Source organism: Curtobacterium sp. MCLR17_032 (genome assembly GCF_003234795.2).
Taxonomy (GTDB): domain Bacteria; phylum Actinomycetota; class Actinomycetes; order Actinomycetales; family Microbacteriaceae; genus Curtobacterium.
This window is the reverse complement of sequence record NZ_CP126268.1, coordinates 3,182,841-3,199,177: the sequence shown is the minus strand read 5'-3', so window position 1 is coordinate 3,199,177 and position 16,337 is coordinate 3,182,841. Positions and strand designations below refer to the sequence as shown.

Annotated in this window: 17 protein-coding genes; 10 read left to right on the top strand and 7 right to left on the bottom strand. The window is 71.0% G+C overall.

Translation table 11 applies throughout. From position 1 onward, the window contains the following. Positions 1 to 35: 35 nt before the first annotated feature. The 3 genes from DEI97_RS15225 to ygfZ all read left to right on the top strand — a co-directional run bounded on the left by DEI97_RS15225 (position 36) and on the right by ygfZ (position 2,173). Positions 36 to 341 carry a hypothetical protein gene (locus tag DEI97_RS15225; protein WP_146248056.1) on the top strand — a complete coding sequence of 102 codons (306 nt, stop codon included), beginning with the start codon at positions 36 to 38 and terminating at the stop codon, positions 339 to 341. A gap of 153 nt (positions 342 to 494) precedes the next feature. Continuing rightward, positions 495 to 1,097: a heme-binding beta-barrel domain-containing protein gene (locus DEI97_RS15220; protein ID WP_111073813.1), complete on the top strand. Its 603-nt coding sequence runs from the start codon at positions 495 to 497 to the stop codon at positions 1,095 to 1,097. Further along, positions 1,097 to 2,173: a CAF17-like 4Fe-4S cluster assembly/insertion protein YgfZ gene (ygfZ, locus tag DEI97_RS15215; protein WP_111073812.1), complete on the top strand. Its 1,077-nt coding sequence runs from the start codon at positions 1,097 to 1,099 to the stop codon at positions 2,171 to 2,173. Before DEI97_RS15220 ends, ygfZ begins: the two co-directional genes overlap by 1 nt. A 108-nt stretch (positions 2,174 to 2,281) precedes the next feature. Here ygfZ and DEI97_RS15210 read toward each other — a convergent pair whose 3' ends face one another. Next, entirely contained in the window at positions 2,282 to 3,070 is a 789-nt protein-coding gene (locus tag DEI97_RS15210; protein ID WP_111073811.1) for a class I SAM-dependent methyltransferase, read from the bottom strand. Between the two features lie 44 nt (positions 3,071 to 3,114). Between DEI97_RS15210 and DEI97_RS15205 the strand changes: the two genes are divergently transcribed. Next, positions 3,115 to 3,861, top strand: a complete 747-nt coding sequence (locus DEI97_RS15205) for a phosphoglyceromutase (RefSeq protein WP_111073810.1) — start codon at positions 3,115 to 3,117, stop codon at positions 3,859 to 3,861. A 69-nt stretch (positions 3,862 to 3,930) separates the two neighbouring features. Here the strand turns inward: DEI97_RS15205 and DEI97_RS15200 are convergent, their stop codons facing one another. From DEI97_RS15200 to phoU, 3 genes are all read right to left on the bottom strand, one after another. Continuing rightward, positions 3,931 to 4,641, bottom strand: coding sequence for a hypothetical protein (locus DEI97_RS15200; protein WP_111073809.1), 711 nt, complete (start codon positions 4,639 to 4,641; stop codon positions 3,931 to 3,933). A gap of 84 nt (positions 4,642 to 4,725) precedes the next feature. Further along, positions 4,726 to 5,268 carry a P-loop nucleotide/nucleoside kinase family protein gene (locus DEI97_RS15195; RefSeq protein ID WP_111073808.1) on the bottom strand — a complete coding sequence of 181 codons (543 nt, stop codon included), beginning with the start codon at positions 5,266 to 5,268 and terminating at the stop codon, positions 4,726 to 4,728. A 168-nt stretch (positions 5,269 to 5,436) separates the two neighbouring features. Then, positions 5,437 to 6,108: a phosphate signaling complex protein PhoU gene (gene phoU, locus DEI97_RS15190; protein WP_111073807.1), complete on the bottom strand. Its 672-nt coding sequence runs from the start codon at positions 6,106 to 6,108 to the stop codon at positions 5,437 to 5,439. Between the two features lie 146 nt (positions 6,109 to 6,254). Between phoU and DEI97_RS15185 the strand changes: the two genes are divergently transcribed. Together DEI97_RS15185 and DEI97_RS15180 are read left to right on the top strand one after the other, a co-directional pair. Then, complete coding sequence (locus tag DEI97_RS15185) at positions 6,255 to 7,421, top strand: sensor histidine kinase (protein ID WP_111073806.1); 1,167 nt, start codon at positions 6,255 to 6,257, stop codon at positions 7,419 to 7,421. Next, a complete protein-coding gene (locus tag DEI97_RS15180; protein WP_110903429.1) occupies positions 7,418 to 8,098 on the top strand; it encodes a response regulator in 681 nt (226 codons plus the stop codon). Before DEI97_RS15185 ends, DEI97_RS15180 begins: the two co-directional genes overlap by 4 nt. A 130-nt stretch (positions 8,099 to 8,228) precedes the next feature. Here the strand turns inward: DEI97_RS15180 and DEI97_RS15175 are convergent, their stop codons facing one another. Continuing rightward, positions 8,229 to 8,798 carry a DNA modification methylase gene (locus DEI97_RS15175; RefSeq protein ID WP_111073805.1) on the bottom strand — a complete coding sequence of 190 codons (570 nt, stop codon included), beginning with the start codon at positions 8,796 to 8,798 and terminating at the stop codon, positions 8,229 to 8,231. Between the two features lie 172 nt (positions 8,799 to 8,970). On the opposite strand from DEI97_RS15175, the gene DEI97_RS15170 reads away from it, so the two are divergent. The 4 genes from DEI97_RS15170 (at position 8,971) to rlmB (ending at position 13,221) form a co-directional block, all read left to right on the top strand. Further along, positions 8,971 to 9,453 (top strand): CarD family transcriptional regulator, encoded by a 483-nt coding sequence (locus tag DEI97_RS15170; protein WP_017888066.1) that lies wholly within the window; start codon positions 8,971 to 8,973, stop codon positions 9,451 to 9,453. A 55-nt stretch (positions 9,454 to 9,508) separates the two neighbouring features. After that, positions 9,509 to 10,690, top strand: coding sequence for a 2-C-methyl-D-erythritol 4-phosphate cytidylyltransferase (gene ispD, locus DEI97_RS15165; protein ID WP_111074177.1), 1,182 nt, complete (start codon positions 9,509 to 9,511; stop codon positions 10,688 to 10,690). Positions 10,691 to 10,763: 73 nt separating this feature from the next. Then, a complete protein-coding gene (cysS, locus tag DEI97_RS15160; protein WP_111073804.1) occupies positions 10,764 to 12,173 on the top strand; it encodes a cysteine--tRNA ligase in 1,410 nt (469 codons plus the stop codon). A gap of 28 nt (positions 12,174 to 12,201) precedes the next feature. Beyond that, positions 12,202 to 13,221, top strand: a complete 1,020-nt coding sequence (gene rlmB / locus DEI97_RS15155; protein ID WP_111073803.1) for a 23S rRNA (guanosine(2251)-2'-O)-methyltransferase RlmB — start codon at positions 12,202 to 12,204, stop codon at positions 13,219 to 13,221. A 509-nt stretch (positions 13,222 to 13,730) separates the two neighbouring features. Here the strand turns inward: rlmB and DEI97_RS15150 are convergent. Together DEI97_RS15150 and DEI97_RS15145 are read right to left on the bottom strand one after the other, a co-directional pair. Continuing rightward, entirely contained in the window at positions 13,731 to 15,014 is a 1,284-nt protein-coding gene (locus DEI97_RS15150; protein ID WP_111073802.1) for a DUF4032 domain-containing protein, read from the bottom strand. An 86-nt stretch (positions 15,015 to 15,100) separates the two neighbouring features. Beyond that, complete coding sequence (locus DEI97_RS15145) at positions 15,101 to 16,201, bottom strand: ABC transporter ATP-binding protein (RefSeq protein WP_111073801.1); 1,101 nt, start codon at positions 16,199 to 16,201, stop codon at positions 15,101 to 15,103. Positions 16,202 to 16,337 lie beyond the last annotated feature (136 nt).

The following is a 16,337-nucleotide window of genomic DNA, read 5'->3' as shown; positions in this document are numbered from 1 at the left end:
CGGACGGTGCAGCACGTGGCTGTCATGATGGGGACGTGAGCGAGACGACGCCCCCCGTGGGCCCCGACCCGGAAGTCGTGCCGAGCCAGCGCCGGCTGCGGCTGACGTCGGTCGTGCCGGTGTGGCTGCTCGCGGTCGTCGGGTCGGTGCTCGTGCTCACCCTGACGCAGAAGGACTCGTTCGCCTGGCTGCTGCTCGTCTTCGTCGCGGCCGTGTTCGTCAGCTTCGTGCTGCAGCTCGCCACGCAGACGAAGGACGGCCTGGTGGAGCGGATCAGCATCGCGTCGTCGGGGTCGTTCGTGGTCGTCCTCGTGACGGCGCTGATCCTGCTGGCGCGCTGAGCCTGCTGGCTTCTCGGTCCGGTCCGCGTAGACTTCCGGCATGGATTCGCTGCTTGCGCTCGAGCTCTTCTACGTGGGCCTGCTGGGCCTGGCGTCGCTCGCGATCGCCTTCATCTCGGTGACCGTCGTCGTCAAGCTCTTCAAGGGCCAGCGGTGATCGAACTCCCCGAGGGCCTCTCTGCCGAACTCGTCCCGCTGTCGTGGCTGGTCGGCGTCTGGGAAGGCACCGGAGTCGTCGAGTACCCCTTGGGCGAGGACGACGACGTCCGGACGTACGAGTTCGGTCAGCGCATCAGCTTCAGCCACGACGGCCTGCCGTACCTCAACTACTCGTCGACGACGTGGCTGCTCGACGACGACCACACCCCGCTCGCTGCCGAGATGGGCTACTGGCGGCTCGACCGGCCGTCCGAACCGGGCGACCGCGGTCCGGCGCTGCTGCTCGGCGACGGCCCGGTGCCGTTCTCGACCACGCAGAGCGTCGAGACCCTGCGCAACCAGACGAACGGCTTCGACGTCGAAGCGGCGATCATCCACCCGACCGGCGTCAACGAGCTCTACGTGGGCCGCGTCAAGCAGGGCCGCATCGACCTGGCGACCGACGCCGTGATGCGCTCCGCCAACGCCAAGGAGTACTCGGCCGCCACCCGGATGTACGGGCTGGTCGAGGGCAAGCTCTTCTGGGCGTGGGACATCGCCGCCCTGGGACGTGAACTCACCTCGCACGCCTCGGGGCAGCTCGCGAAGGTCGACTGATGACGTCGCCGTTCGCCGTGCGTGACGGGTTCGTCGCGTCCGCCACCGGGCCCGCCGCCCACTTCGGCAACCCGATCGGCGAGCAGCGTCTGCTCGCCCGCGGTCGTGCCGTCGTCGAACTCGGTCTCGGGGTCGTCGCCGTGTCCGGACCCGACCGCCTGTCCTGGCTGAACTCGATCACCTCCCAGCTGCTGCTCGGCCTGGCGCCGGGCGTGAGCACCGAGACCCTGGTGCTCGACGCCTCCGGTCGGGTCGAGCACGCCGCACGGGTCGTCGACGACGGCGAGACCGCCTGGCTGCTCACCGAGCCGGCGGACGCCGAGCCGGTCGCCGCGTGGCTCTCGTCGATGCGGTTCATGCTGCGCGTCGAGGTCACCGACCGATCCGCCGACCTCGCGACACTCGGTTGGTTCGACGGCGCCGACCCGTTGCACGGTGCCGAGCCGCTGGCGACCTGGACCGACCCGTGGGCGTCCGTCACGCCCGGCGGGTGGGGCTACGCCGACCAGGAGGCCCACCCCGGCGCCGACTGGACCCTCCGCATCGCCGTGGTCACGCCCGACACCGCTGCCCAGGTGGCCGCGTCGGACGTTCCCACCGCGGGCCTCCTGGCACTCGAGGCCCTGCGGATCGCGGCCTGGCGTCCCTCGCTGTCCGACGTGGACGAGCGGACGATCCCGCACGAGCTCGACTGGCTCCGCTCGGCCGTGCACCTGTCGAAGGGCTGCTACCGCGGGCAGGAGACCGTCGCGAAGGTCCACAACCTCGGACGTCCGCCGCGGCGCCTGGTGATGCTGCACCTCGACGGTTCCGACGGCGTCGTGCCCGCGCCCGGTAGCCCGGTGCTGCTCGACGGCACCGAGGTCGGGCGGCTCGTCGCCTCGGCCACGCACCACGAGCTCGGACCGGTCGGCCTGGCGGTCGTCAAGCGGTCCCTCGACCCGACCGCCGTGTTGACCCTCGCAGCGGACGACGTCGTCGTGACGGCGGCGCAGCAGGTCATCGTCCCGCCGGGTGCCGGTGCGACGGCCGACGTGCCGCGTCTGCCGCGTCTCGGAGCGGTCCGCCGCCCGTAGTCCCGCCGCGCGTCTCTGCTGCGCGCGTGGCTGCGGCGCCGAGTCTCGGCTCTGCGGACACTTCCGCGCGCTGCTGGCCGCGGATCTGTCCGCCTGGCCGAGTCTCGGTCAGGCGGGGGCGACCGCAGCCCAGGGGACGCTGAGCTCGCCGAGGCGCCAGCGAGCGACCCCGTGCATGACCGGCCAGCCGCGGTCGCGCATGCCCCGGACCGCCGCGATCCAGCGCTGCCGCGGACCGTACGTACCGAGCGGTGCCGCGACCGCCCACGCCAGGTCGAGGTCGCGGAGGAACCCGTGCACCCGCTCGCCCGGGACGTTGCGGTGGATGAGCGCCTTCGGCAGCCGCTCGGCCACGATGCTCGGGACGTCGAGCCCTGCCAACCGCAGCGCGACCGTGAAGGTGTGCGGGGCCTCCCGGTCGAGCGTGACCCACGAGGCGACGCGACCGACCTCGTTGCAGGTGCCCTCGACGAGCTGGCCGCCGGGCTGCAGCCGGTCCTGCATGATCCGCCACGATCCGACCACGGCGGACTCGTCGTACTGCCGGAGCACGTTGAAGGCCCGGATCACCGCCGGTCGTCGGCCGTCGGGCGTCGGGGTCTCGAACCCGCCCAACCGGAACGTGACCCCGTCGCGGGTCCCCGCGTTCGCGATCGCCACACGGGCGGGCTCGATCTCGATGCCGGTGACCTCGACGTCGGGTCGGACCCGGGCCAGGCGGTCGCGCATCTCGAGCGTCGTCGTCGGACTCGCGCCGTAGCCGACGTCCGCGACGAGCGGATCGTCGGTGTGGCGGAGGACCGGGAGCGTCGCGATCCACCGGTCCACGCGACGGAGGCGGTTGTGCCCGGTCGTGCCACGGGTGACGGTGCCGATCGGCGACGAGTTCCCGGGCATGGGACCAGGGTACGGGCGGAGCACCGCTCGGTAGACTCGGGCGCATGACCTCCACGCTCGTCCTGCTCCGTCACGGCAACAGTGACTGGAACCAGAAGAACCTGTTCACCGGTTGGGTCGATGTCCGGCTCTCGGAGCTCGGCGAGAAGGAGGCGAAGCGGGCCGGCAGTCTCATCGCCGAGTCCGGCATCGTCCCCGACGTCCTGTACACGTCGCTGCTGACCCGGGCGATCCAGACCGCCGACATCGCCCTGCTCGAGGCGGACCTGGCCTGGCTGCCGGTCAAGCGCGACTGGCGTCTCAACGAGCGGCACTACGGCGATCTGCAGGGCAAGGACAAGGCGCAGACGCTCGAGCAGTACGGCGAGCAGCAGTTCATGGAGTGGCGCCGCTCGTTCGACGTGCCGCCGCCCCCCATCGCCGACGACGCCGAGTGGTCGCAGGCCGGCGACCGTCGGTACGCGGACCTCGGCGACCAGCTGCCCCGGACCGAGTCCCTGAAGCTCGTCATCGACCGGCTGCTGCCCTACTGGGAGTCCGACATCACGACGGACCTCGGCGCGGGCAAGACGGTCCTGGTCACGGCGCACGGCAACTCGCTGCGGGCGCTGGTGAAGCACCTCGACGGCATCTCGGACGACGACATCGCGGGGCTCAACATCCCGACGGGCATCCCCCTCGTGTACGAGCTCGACGACGACTTCCGTCCGACGAAGCCGGCGTACTACCTCGACCCGGAGGCTGCTGCCGCCGGTGCCGCGGCCGTCGCGGCCCAGGGCGCGAAGAAGTAGTACAGCGGGTACAGCGGTGGCGCGGAGTGTCTCGACACTCCGCGCCACCGCTGTCTCTGCCCCCTGGGATCAGGACGAGAGGAGCTGGAACTCCGCTCCGCCGTACGAGTCGCCGGTGGTGTTGAAGGCGACGAGGACGGCCTTCGAGATCGTGCCGTTGATGCCCTGCTTCACCTCGGACCGGAAGACGTAGTCGTTGCTGACATCGACCTGCCAGGTGCCGTTCTCGGCCACGGTGCCGCGCCAGATGCCCGCGTAGTTCTTCTTCACCGAGATGGTCGCTCCCGGGATCCCGGTGCCGACGAGCCAGGACCTGCCGTCGGCGTGACGGATGCCCTCGACGACGGGACGGTCCGGCGCCGCGGGCGGCGGCGGGGTCGCGCCGGCGGGGACCGGGGCGTCGCCGAGGTTCCAGACCGCCGGGCTGGACACGAGGCCGCCGAGGCCCTGTCGCACGCTGAAGGACGTCACGTCGCGACGGATCTCGGCGCTCCAACGACCGTCGGACTGGACCCGCGCCAACGCGTTCAGCGGATCGACCAGGGCGTTCGCGCCCGGGATTCCGGTGCCGACGAGGTACCGCTTCCCGTCGCGGACTTCGATGCCGTCGATCCCCGGCGACGGCGTGCCCGCGACGGTCTCGGCGACGCTCGACCGGGTGCCGGGGTCAGCGGCGCTCGAGGTGGCTGCCGATGCCGGGGCGGCGGCGCCGAGGGCGAGCAGGCCGGCGACGCAGCAGCTGACGGCTGCCGTGGTGATGCGCGTGGTGGTTCTGGTCATGGTGCTCCTTCGATCGCGGCCGTGGTCCGACCAAGAGCACCCTGCCGTGTCCTCCGGAGAACATGCGGAATGTGATGTCTTCGATCAGCTGAAGTGGGCGGCGATCTCCTGCACGAGCGATCCGACGTCGTACGGCCGATCCGTGGCGATCCGGACGACCGGTCCCACACCGACGGGGCCGGCGGTCGCCTCGTGTTCGTCCCAGAACGCCAGGATGTCGGTGAGGTCACCGTGGACCTCGTGGCGGACCGGCAGCGTGCCTGGTTCGTACCGTTCCCGCAGGCGGGCCTCGGCGGTCGCCCGGTCGACGTCGCACCACACCTCGACGACGCGGGGTGACCCGGCGGTGGTGAGTCCGGCCTCCAGGTGGTCCCGGTCACGTGACGGCAGGAGGACGGCGTCGACGACGACCCCGTTCTCGACCGCTCCGGCCATGGACCAGAGCGTGTCCATGGCGATGCCGCCGAGCGTGCGCGAGGGGATCATCGGGCCGGCGATGTCGGCGAGCGGTTCCTTCACCCGGTCCTTCGACAGGAAGGGGCAGCCGAGCACCTCGGCGAGGGCGGCGCCCACCGTGCTCTTGCCGGAACCGGGCATGCCGTTGACGATGATCGCGACCTGGGCCATGCCCCGATCCTCCCAGGTCCGCGCCCCCGCGGAACGCAACGTGGGCGGCTGCGCGCAACGGAGTACCGCTGCGAGCAACCGCCCACCTTGCGTCGTGCGGGACCCAGCCCTGCGGGACCGGACCCTGCGGAACCGGACTCTGCGGGACCGGACCGCCGGACCTGGGCCTCAGGCCGGGGACGTCGTGACGTTGGCCGCGCCGGCCCAGTCGCCGGTCGCCAGGTACTCGACCTTCTTCGCGATCGAGACCGCGTGGTCGGCGAACCGCTCGTGGTACCGGCTGGCGAGGGTCGCGTCGACCGTGTCGACCGGCCCGCCCTTCCACGCCTCGCCGAGCACGAAGTCGAAGACGCTGGCGTGCAGCTCGTCGACGGCGTCGTCTTCGTCGCGGATCTCGGCGGCCAGCGCGATGTCCTCGGTGGCGAGCAGGCGCGTGAGCTTCTGCGACATCGCGACGTCGTGCTTGCCCATCTCCTTGAAGGTGCCGCGCAGGCCCTTCGGGACGACCTTCTCGGGGAACCGCTGGCGGGCGAGCTGCGCGATGTGCTCGGCCATGTCGCCCATCCGCTCGAGCGACGAGCTGACGCGGAGGGCGGTGACGACCACGCGGAGGTCACGGGCGACGGGTGCCTGGCGGGCGAGGATGTCGATGGCGACCTCGTCCAGGGCGGATGCGGCCGCGTCGATCTTCGCGTCGTCGGCGATCACCTCTTCGGCGAGGGAGACGTCCGACTCGCTGAACGCCTCGGTGGCTCGGGTGATGGCGGACTCGACGAGCCCGGCGATCTCGGTCAGACGCTCTTGGACGTCCTGGAGCTCCTGCTGGAACACTTCGCGCATGGGGGAGGGCCTCTCTCTGCGTACCGGACGAGTGTCGTCAGCGCAGGTGAACGGTCGGTGACCTGCGGCTGAACGGTTCGCGATCCGGCCTGCTTCCGGCGGTGAACGGCGTCCGAACCGCGTGTGACCACTCCTACACTGGCGGCATGGACAACGCGTGGCTCGTGCCACTGTCGATGCTCCTCGGCGGTGTGTTCGGCGCGGGCGTCGTGGTGCTGATCATCACCGCCGAGCGGACGGCACGTGCAGCCGACGTGGCGGAGCGGAGCCTGCCCGACGGGGTCGCGGCCGTGATCGCCACGATGCACAACCCCGCCGTGGTCGTGGACCCCTCGAACACGGTCGTCGCGGCGTCGCCCCAGGCGCTGGCGGTCGGCCTGGTCGTGCGCCGGAAGCTCGTGCACGACGAGCTCGCCGCGCTGGTGGACCGGGTCCGGCGGAGCGGGGAGATGGGCGCCGAGGACCTCGAGCTGCCCCGCGGTGGTCGGGGTGACGTGATGGGCTACCTGAGCTTCCGGGCCGCGCAGCTCGGCAACCGGTACGTGCTCGTGACGGCCGACGACCTGACCGAGAGCCGTCGCATCGACGAGGTCCGGCGTGACTTCGTCGCCAACATCTCGCACGAGCTGAAGACCCCGATCGGCGCGATCGGCCTGCTGTCCGAGACCCTCGTCATCGCTGCCGACGACCCCGCGCACGTCCGGAAGTTCGCCGCGCAGCTCGTCACCGAGTCCGAACGGCTGGGTGCCCTGACGAAGGACATCATCGAGCTGTCCCGGCTGCAGTCCGTCGACGCGCTCGAGGCCAGCGAGGAGACCGGCATCGACAAGGTCGTGCAGGCCGCGATCGACGGCAACGAGGTCGTCGCCCGCGCCCGGGGCATCGAACTCGTCCGCGCGAAGAAGTCGAAGCTCCGCGTGATGGGGGACCCGGGCCTGCTGCAGGTGGCGGTGTCGAACCTCATCGCGAACGCGGTCAAGTACTCCCCGGACAACACCCGCGTCGGCGTGGGCGTCCGCGGCACCAAGGGCTTCGTGGAGATCGCCGTCACCGACCAGGGTGTCGGCATCCCCGAGGCCGACCTCGACCGCGTGTTCGAACGGTTCTACCGCGTCGACCCCGCGCGCTCGCGAGCGACCGGCGGCACCGGACTGGGCCTGGCGATCGTCAAGCACATCATCAGCAACCACGGCGGTGACGTCCGCGTCTGGTCGCAGCCCGGCAAGGGCTCGACCTTCACGATCCGCATCCCCGAAGCCGACCCCGAACTGACCACAGCACTCGAAGAGCAAATGGAAGAGCAGCCATCGTGACCAAGATCCTCATCGTCGACGACGAGCCGGCCCTGAGCGAGCCCCTGGAGTTCCTGCTGCAGCGAGAGGGCTACGAGACCGCCGTCGCGGCCGACGGGGTCACCGCCCTGTCGAAGTTCGACTCCGAGAACCCGGACCTCGTCCTGCTCGACCTCATGCTGCCCGGGCTCTCCGGCACCGAGGTCTGCAGGCAGATCCGCACCCGCTCCAACGTGCCGATCATCATGCTCACCGCGAAGGACTCCGAGGTGGACATCGTCGTCGGGCTGGAACTCGGTGCCGACGACTACGTGACGAAGCCGTACTCGACGCGCGAGCTGCTGGCCCGCATCCGTGCCGTGCTCCGTCGCCGGACCGAGGACGACCCGGGCGACATGGGCATCCTGCAGGTCGGCGGGATCCGGATGGACGTCGAGCGCCACACCGTGAGCGTCGACGGCTCCGAGACGCCGATGCCGCTCAAGGAGTTCGAGCTGCTCGAGCTGCTGCTCCGCAACGCCGGTCGTGTGCTCACCCGTGGGCAGCTCATCGACCGGGTCTGGGGGTCGGACTACTTCGGCGACACCAAGACGCTGGACGTGCACATCAAGCGGATCCGCTCGAAGATCGAGCGCGTTCCGAGCACGCCGGAGGTGCTGGTCACCGTCCGCGGGCTCGGGTACCGCATCGAGGCGTAGCCGGCGCGGCGACTCCGGCCGGCGCGGACGGAGTCGCCGGCGGCTCCGCCGCGACGGACAGACGGGAGGCCCGGGGCCGGTTCATCGGAACCGGCCCCGGGCCTCCCGTCTGTCCGCTGGTGCGGTGCGGTCAGTTCGTGCCGCTGTCGCCTTCGGAGGAGTCCGACTGCGAGCCGCTCTGCGTGCCCGGAGCCGTGGCGTCGCCGGTCGGCTGGGTGCCGCTGTTCGACGGCGCGGTCGGTGTCGACGTCGGGGTGGGGGTCGGTGCGAGCGTCTCGTACTGCTCCTGCGCACTGGTGAGGACCGGCACCGTGGCCGAAGCGCCCTCGGCGCCGTCGTAGGAGAAGTACATCTTCACGAGCGACCCGGGCTTCGCGCTGACGTCGTCGAAGTCGACGGTGTCGTGCTGGCCGTCGTCGGCCAGGACGGTGGTGTCGTTCGCCGGGACGACGACGGTCTGGTCGACGCCGTCCACCTCGAGCGTGACGGTGCGCTCCTCGTTGCCGGTGTTCACCAGCGTGCCGATGAACCGCGCGTCCTTCCCGCTGTCGGAGATGAGCAGGGCGTTCCGCACGTCGATCGTGCCGGTCGACACGTCCACCCCGTCGGTGATCTGACGGATCTCCTGGGTGCGGGACGGCGACAAGAATTCGCAGCCGGTCGCACCGAGGGCGATCGTCGCAGCGACGGCGACGGACACGAGTACCCGAGCTCGCAAGAGGTTCCTCCGGAAGTTCACGATGACGGACCATGCGGCCCTGGCCCTCATCCTACCCAGCCGCCGGTGGGGCCGGACGTCAGGGTGGGTGGCCGGCCCCCTTACCCGAACGCCCCTTGTGGTAAACTGGAGGTCTGGGAACGGAGCCTGATACATGCAATTCGAGGTCGGCGAGACCGTCGTCTACCCCCATCACGGGGCGGCAACCATCTCTGAAGTCAAGACTCGCGTCATCAAGGGCGAGGAAAAGGTCTACCTGAAGCTTCGGGTCACGCAGGGTGACCTGACGATCGAGGTCCCGGCGGACAACGTCGACCTGGTCGGCGTCCGCGACGTGATCGGCAAGGAAGGGCTCGACAAGGTGTTCGAGGTCCTCCGGGCACCCTTCACCGAGGAGCCCACCAACTGGTCGCGCCGCTACAAGGCGAACCTCGAGAAGCTCGCTTCGGGTGACGTCATCAAGGTGTCCGAGGTCGTCCGCGACCTCTGGCGCCGCGATCAGGACCGCGGCCTCTCCGCGGGTGAGAAGCGGATGCTGGCCAAGGCGCGCCAGATCCTCATCTCCGAGCTGGCCCTGGCCGAGAAGACCGACGAGGACAAGGCATCGACCGTCCTCGACGAGGTCCTCGCGTCCTGACGCCCGCTTGCGCACCACGAACGACACGACGACCGCACCGGCGCAGAGCCCAGCTCTGGCAGCCCGTGCGGTCGTCGTCGTTGCGGCCGGGTCCGGTACCCGCCTCGGCCTCGGCACCGCGAAGGCGTTCGTCCCGGTCGCGGGGGAGCGCATGCTGGTCCGCGCCTTGCGGACCGTCCTGAGCCTCGCCGAGCCGACCCTGGTGGTCGTCGTCGCACCGGCTGACCGGATGGACGAAGGCCGTACGCTCGTCGCCGAGGTCGCCGGGGCTGCTTCCGAGTACATCACGGTCGTGCCGGGAGGAGCGGATCGCCACGCGTCGGTCCAGGCCGGCCTGGCCGTGCTGCCGGACTCGGTCGCGACCGTGCTCGTGCACGATGCCGCGCGCTGTCTGACGCCGGCGTCGCAGTTCGAGCGGGTGTTCGCCGCGGTCGGGTCGGGGGACAGTGTCGGGGTGGTGCCCGCGCTGCCGGTCACCGACACCGTCAAGCGGGTCGCGGGTGACGTCGTCGTCGAGACCGTCGACCGATCCGCACTCGTCGGGGTCCAGACCCCGCAGGGCTTCCCGCTTGCCGCACTCCGTCGGGCGTACGCCGTGGCGGAGCGGGCCGCGACCGACGACGCCGGGGTGTTCCAGGCAGCCGGCGGTGTCGTCCGCACCGTGCCGGGTGACGCCGACGCGTTCAAGGTCACCACGCGGTGGGACCTCGGTCGTGCCGAGGCCGTCGTCGCCGAACGAGCCGGAGTCCGCTCCGTCGACCCACGAGTCGACGTCCGCGTCGGGCTCGGCGTCGACGTGCACGCGTTCGACCCCGACGTGCCGTGCCGCGTCGGCATGCTCGACTTCCCCGGCGAGCCCGGTCTCTCCGGCCACAGCGACGGGGACGCGGTCGCCCACGCGGTCTGCGACGCCCTGCTCTCGGCCGGTGGACTCGGGGACATCGGCGGCCGGTTCGGCACCTCGGACCCGCGGTTCGCCGGCGCTTCCGGGGACGTCTTCGTCCGTGGTGCCGTCGAACTGCTGCGGGACGCCGGACTCGAGCCCGTGCGGGTCACGGTCCAGGTGATCGGCAACCGCCCGCGCATCGGCGCCCGTCGTGACGAGATGCAGGACGCCCTGGCCGCGGCGGTGGGCGCTCCCGTGGCGGTGTCCGGCACGACGACCGACGGTCTCGGCTTCACCGGTCGTGGCGAGGGGCTCACCGCGATCGCGACGGCGCTCGTCCGCTCCCGCTGACGCCGTCGACCCGTTCTCCACAGGCTGCGGGCCGTCCCGTGTCACCGGTGGGGACGCCCTCTAGGCTTGTCGTGTGACCGTTCGCCTGTACGACTCCCGCGCCGCCGACGTCGTCGACCTCGTGCCCCTGGTCGACGGACAGGTCAGCATCTACGTCTGCGGTCCGACGGTGCAGTCCTCGCCGCACATCGGGCACCTCCGGTCCGCCCTGGTCTACGACATCTGGCGTCGCTGGCTCAGCCACCGCGGGTACCGCGTCACGCTCGTCCGCAACGTCACCGACATCGACGACAAGGTCCTCGACCTGGCCGACGGCACCGACGAGCCCTGGTGGGCGCGCGCGTACCGCGTCGAGCTCGAGTTCACGGCCGCGTACACGTCGCTCGGCATCCTGCCCCCGACCTACGAGCCCCGGGCGACGGCGAGCATCCCGCAGATGCAGGACATCATCACGCGGCTGGTCGAGCGTGGTCACGCCTACCCGGCAGCGGATGGCAGCGGGGACGTCTACTTCGACACCGCGAGCTGGCCCGAGTACGGCGCCCTCACCCGGCAGCGGCGTGACGACATGGTCGACGCCACCGACGCCGATCCCCGCGGCAAGCGGGACGCCCGTGACTTCGCGCTCTGGAAGGGCAGCAAGCCGGGGGAGCCCTCGACCGCCAGCTGGGACTCGCCGTGGGGCGCGGGTCGCCCCGGGTGGCACATCGAGTGCTCCGCGATGTCCCGGCGCTACCTCGGGCCCGCGTTCGACATCCACGGCGGCGGACTGGACCTGCGCTTCCCGCACCACGAGAACGAACTCGCACAGTCGACCGCTGTCGGGGACGCCTTCGCCTCGTACTGGCTGCACAACGGACTCGTCTCCGTCGGCGGCCAGAAGATGTCGAAGTCGCTCGGCAACTCGATCTTCGCCACGGAATTCCTCGGCGCCGCACGTCCGGTCGTCGTCCGCTACTTCCTCGGCGCCGCCCACTACCGGTCCACGATCGACCACCACGACGGCTCCCTGGCCGAGGCCGAAGCCGCGCTCGACCGCATCGAGGGCTTCCTCGCCCGTGCTGCCGAACGCCTCGAAGGCGTCCGACCGACCGACGCCCCGGCCGTGCCGCAGGGCTTCGCCGACGCGATGGACGACGACCTGGCGGTACCCCAGGCGCTGGCGGTGCTGCACGAGACCGTCCGCTCCGGCAACGCCGCGCTCGACGCCGACGATGCGGAAGCGCTCGGCGTCGCGTACCATCAGGTGGCTGCGATGGTCGAGGTGCTCGGCATCGACCCGCGTGCACCGCACTGGTCGGGTGGGACGCACGACACCTCCGCAGCACCGCTCGCCGCCCTCGTCGAACGCCTCGTACAGGAGCGCGCCGACGCCAGGGCCGCACGGGACTTCGCCACGGCCGACCGCGTCCGGGACGATCTCGCAGGCGCGGGCATCACGATCGAGGACACACCGTCCGGAACACGCTGGAGCATCGCCTGAACACGGCAGTGCCGAACAGGAGAACTGCATGAAGAACGTCTCGGGGAGCAAGAAGGGTCGTCCGGGCGCTGTCCGTACCGGCCGCAAGGGCAACAAGCAGGTCGGCTCCGGCGGACAGGGTGCCCAGGCACTCGAGGGTCGCAAGCCGACCCCGAAGGCCGAGGACCGCCCGTACCACCCGGCCGGCAAGCGCAAGGCCGCCAAGGAGCGCTTCGAAGCGGCCCGCACCCGTCGTGGTGGCAGCAGCGCCTCGGCGCCGCAGACCCGCACCGGTGGTCGCCCGCCCGCTCGGAAGACCGACGACAGCGAGCTGGTGACCGGTCGCAACTCCGTGCTCGAGGCGCTCCGCACCAAGACGCCGTCGACGACGCTCTACGTTGCCGCCCGCATCGAGGTCGACGACCGCGTCAAGGAGATCCTGACGCTTGCGAACCACCGTGGTGTGCCGATCATGGAGATCATGCGCCCGGAGCTCGACCGCATCACGGGGCACGACAGCGTGCACCAGGGCGTCGCGCTCAAGGTCCCGGCGTACGAGTACGCCGTGTCCGAGGACCTGGTCGAGCGGGCGTTCTCGCGCGACCAGGTGCCGCTGCTCGTGGCCCTCGACGGCATCACCGACCCGCGCAACCTCGGTGCGATCATCCGCTCCACGGCGGCGTTCGGCGGCCACGGCGTCATCGTGCCGCAGCGTCGTTCGGTCGGCGTGACCGCGTCGGCGTGGAAGACCTCCGCCGGCGCCGCCGCCCGCACGCCCGTCGCGATGGCCCCGAACCTGACGCAGACCCTCAAGTCGCTGAAGTCGATGGGTCTGTTCGTGCTCGGACTCGACGGGGACGGGGACGTCGAGCTCGACGCCCTGGCACTCGCCGACCGGCCGATCGTCATCGTCGTCGGTTCCGAGGGCAAGGGTCTGTCCCGCCTGGTCACCGAGACGTGCGACGCGATCGTGTCGATCCCGATCTCGAGCGCGACGGAGTCCCTCAACGCCGGCATCGCGGCGAGCGTCACCCTGTGGGAGGTCGCGCGCCGCCGTCGCTCCGCGTAGCGGGCACCAGACGACACCCGGGAGGCCCGGTGCCGGTCCACGAGACCGGCACCGGGCCTCCCGTCCGTCTGGCGGCCCTGCGCCGCGCCCGTCGCGGGTGTCGAGGTCGCAGGTCATGCCGCCTGGCGGGTCGGGAGGCGGCAGGTTCTGCGACCTCGCCGGTCGCGTTCGGCGTGTCGCGCGACCTCGCCGGTCGCGCCGTGTGCGGACCTCGCCCTTCGCGCCGGTCGCGCCGTGCGCGCACCTCCAGGAGCCGATGTCGCACGTTCTGCCGCCTGGCGCGTCGGGAGGCGGCAGGTTCGGCGACCTCGCCGGTCGCGCTCGGCGTGTCTCGCGACCCGGGCGGTCGCACGCGGCGCGTCCCGCGACCTCGGCGGGCGCTGGCCGGGGTCGCACGTTCTGCCGCCCGGTAGCCCGGGGACGGCAGTTTCTGCGACCTCGGCCCGCAGCGCCCCCGCGCAGCGCAGCGCCGCGCGCAGCGCCGCCCGCCGCCCGCCGCCCGCAGCGCCTCAGACGGACGCGCGCCAGTCGTCGACGTCGTCCTCGTCGTCGAGGGGCAGCGCGATCGACGACGTCGGCGGGTTGATCAGCGTCCGCTCGTCCCGGCGGTGCCGCAGCACGTCGTTGATGTACGCGGTCGTCGCCTCGGGCAGCGAGACCGATCGCTCCTCTTGCTGGGACATGAACCAGCGGTGCTCGAGCAGCTCGTGGAACACCTCGGCCGGCTCGAGTCGCCCACGCAGGTCGCGGGGGATGGCCCGGACGACGGGCTCGAACACCCGCGAGACCCACTCGTGCGCGACCATCTCCTCGTCGAGCTCCTCGCGGCCGTTGCGAGCCCGGTACGCGTCGAGGTCGTTGAGCAGTCGTCGGGCCTGGTTCTCCTCGGCGTCCAGACCGGTCAGGCGCAGCAGACGACGTTGGTGGTGTCCGGCGTCGACGACCTTCGGCTGGATCCGGACCTGGGAACCGGCGTCGGCCGTGCGGATCGACAGTTCCTCGATGTCGAAGCCGAGGGCGTTGAGTCGCTCGACGCGGTCGTTGATGCGCCACCGCTCGGCCGCGTCGAACTGCTCGGTGCCGGTCAGCTCGGTCCACAGCGTGCGGTACTGCGCCACGATCCGGTTCGACACGTCGACGGGGTCGGCGTTCTCGTCCAGGCGCCCGCCGGCCTCGAGGTCCAGGAGCTCCCCGGCGATGTTCACGCGGGCCACCTCGAGGTCGTTCTCGCGCTGCCCGTTCGACAGTCCGCCCGGGTAGAGCTTGCCGGTCTCGGCGTCGACCAGGTAGGCCGCGAACGAGCCCGCGTCACGCCGGAACAGCGTGTTCGACAGCGAGACGTCACCCCAGTAGAAACCGATGACGTGCAGCCGGACGAGCAGGAGCGCGAGGGCGTCCACGAGCCGGGTCGCGGTGTCCGGGCGCAACGTCTGCGAGTACAGCGCGCGGTACGGGAGCGAGAAGCGCAGGTGCCGGGTGACCAGGACGGGCTGGAGTTCCTCGCCCTCGCGGCCGACCCGGTTGGTGATCACCGCGACGGGGTCGACGCACGGCACGTCCATCCGCTGCAGGGTGCGGAGCATGTCGTACTCGGACCGGGCCAGCTCGGCGCTGGTCTCCTTCACCGCGACGACGTACCCGCTGAGGTGCACGAACCGCACCAGGTGGCGCGAGATGCCCTTCGGCAGCGCGACGATCGTCTCCTCCGGCCAGGCGTCGAGGGGCAGGTCCCACGGCAGGTCGAGCAGGCCGGGATCGACGGTGGCGGCGGTGATGGTCATGGAGTCGGGCACGGCGGGTTCCTCTGGGTACTGGGACGAGAACGGACGGGAGGCGCGGTGCCAGCTGGCACCGCGCCTCCTGTGAGTGACTTCCAGCGTTACGCGCTGATGACGGCCTTGTCGTCGAGGCGCTCGCCCGACTCCGAGTCGAACATGTGCACGTGGCCCTGCTTCGGGCTCACGACGACGGTGTCGCCGATCGACGGGTGGTTGCGGCCGTCCACGCGGGTGACGATGTCGGTACGGGTACCGTTCACGTCGGCGTGGCCGTAGAGGTAGCCGTCGGCGCCGAGCTCTTCGACGACGTCGACCGTGACCGGCAGGCCCTCGCCCGAGTTGGACACGATGATGTCCTCGGGGCGGACGCCGACCGTGACCTGGGCCGAGCGGGCGTTCGACAGCGTGTCGCGGTCGACCGGGTGGTTCAGCGTGCCGAAGGTGATGCCGCCCTCGACCACGGAGGCCGGGAGCAGGTTCATCGCGGGCGAGCCGATGAAGCCGGCGACGAACACGTTGTTCGGCTTCTCGTACAGGTCGCGGGGGCTGCCGACCTGCTGCAGGATGCCGTCCTTGAGGACCGCGATGCGGTCACCCATGGTCAGGGCCTCGGTCTGGTCGTGCGTGACGTAGACGGTCGTGACGCCGAGACGACGCTGCAGCGACGCGATCTGGGTACGGGTCTGGACGCGGAGCTTGGCGTCGAGGTTCGACAGCGGCTCGTCCATGAGGAACACCTGCGGCTGACGGACGATCGCACGGCCCATCGCGACGCGCTGACGCTGACCACCGGAGAGCGCCTTCGGCTTGCGGCCGAGGTACTGCTCGAGGTCGAGGAGCTTCGCGGCTTCCTGCACGCGGGTGGCGCGCTCTTCCTTGCCGACGCCGGCGATCTTGAGCGCGAAGCCCATGTTCTCGGCGACGGTCATGTGCGGGTACAGCGCGTAGTTCTGGAACACCATCGCGATGTCGCGGTCCTTCGGCGGGACGTCGGTGACGTCGCGGTCGCCGATGCGGATCGCGCCGGAGTTGACCTCTTCGAGGCCGGCCAGCATGCGCAGGGAAGTGGACTTGCCACAGCCCGAGGGGCCGACGAGGACGAGGAACTCGCCGTCGGCGACGTCCAGGTCGAGGGAGTCCACCGCGGGGCGGTTGCCTCCGGGGTACAGACGGGTTGCCTTGTCATAGGTGACGGACGCCATGAGCGTTCGGTCCTCTCCACCGGCAGGTACGTGCCGGACGATCCGTAGTGAAGCGACGACCCGCGAGGGCCGGCGGATGGTCGTCGTCGACCATCACTGGTCATACAACACGAGTTCTCCCAGCGGCGCCAGTGCG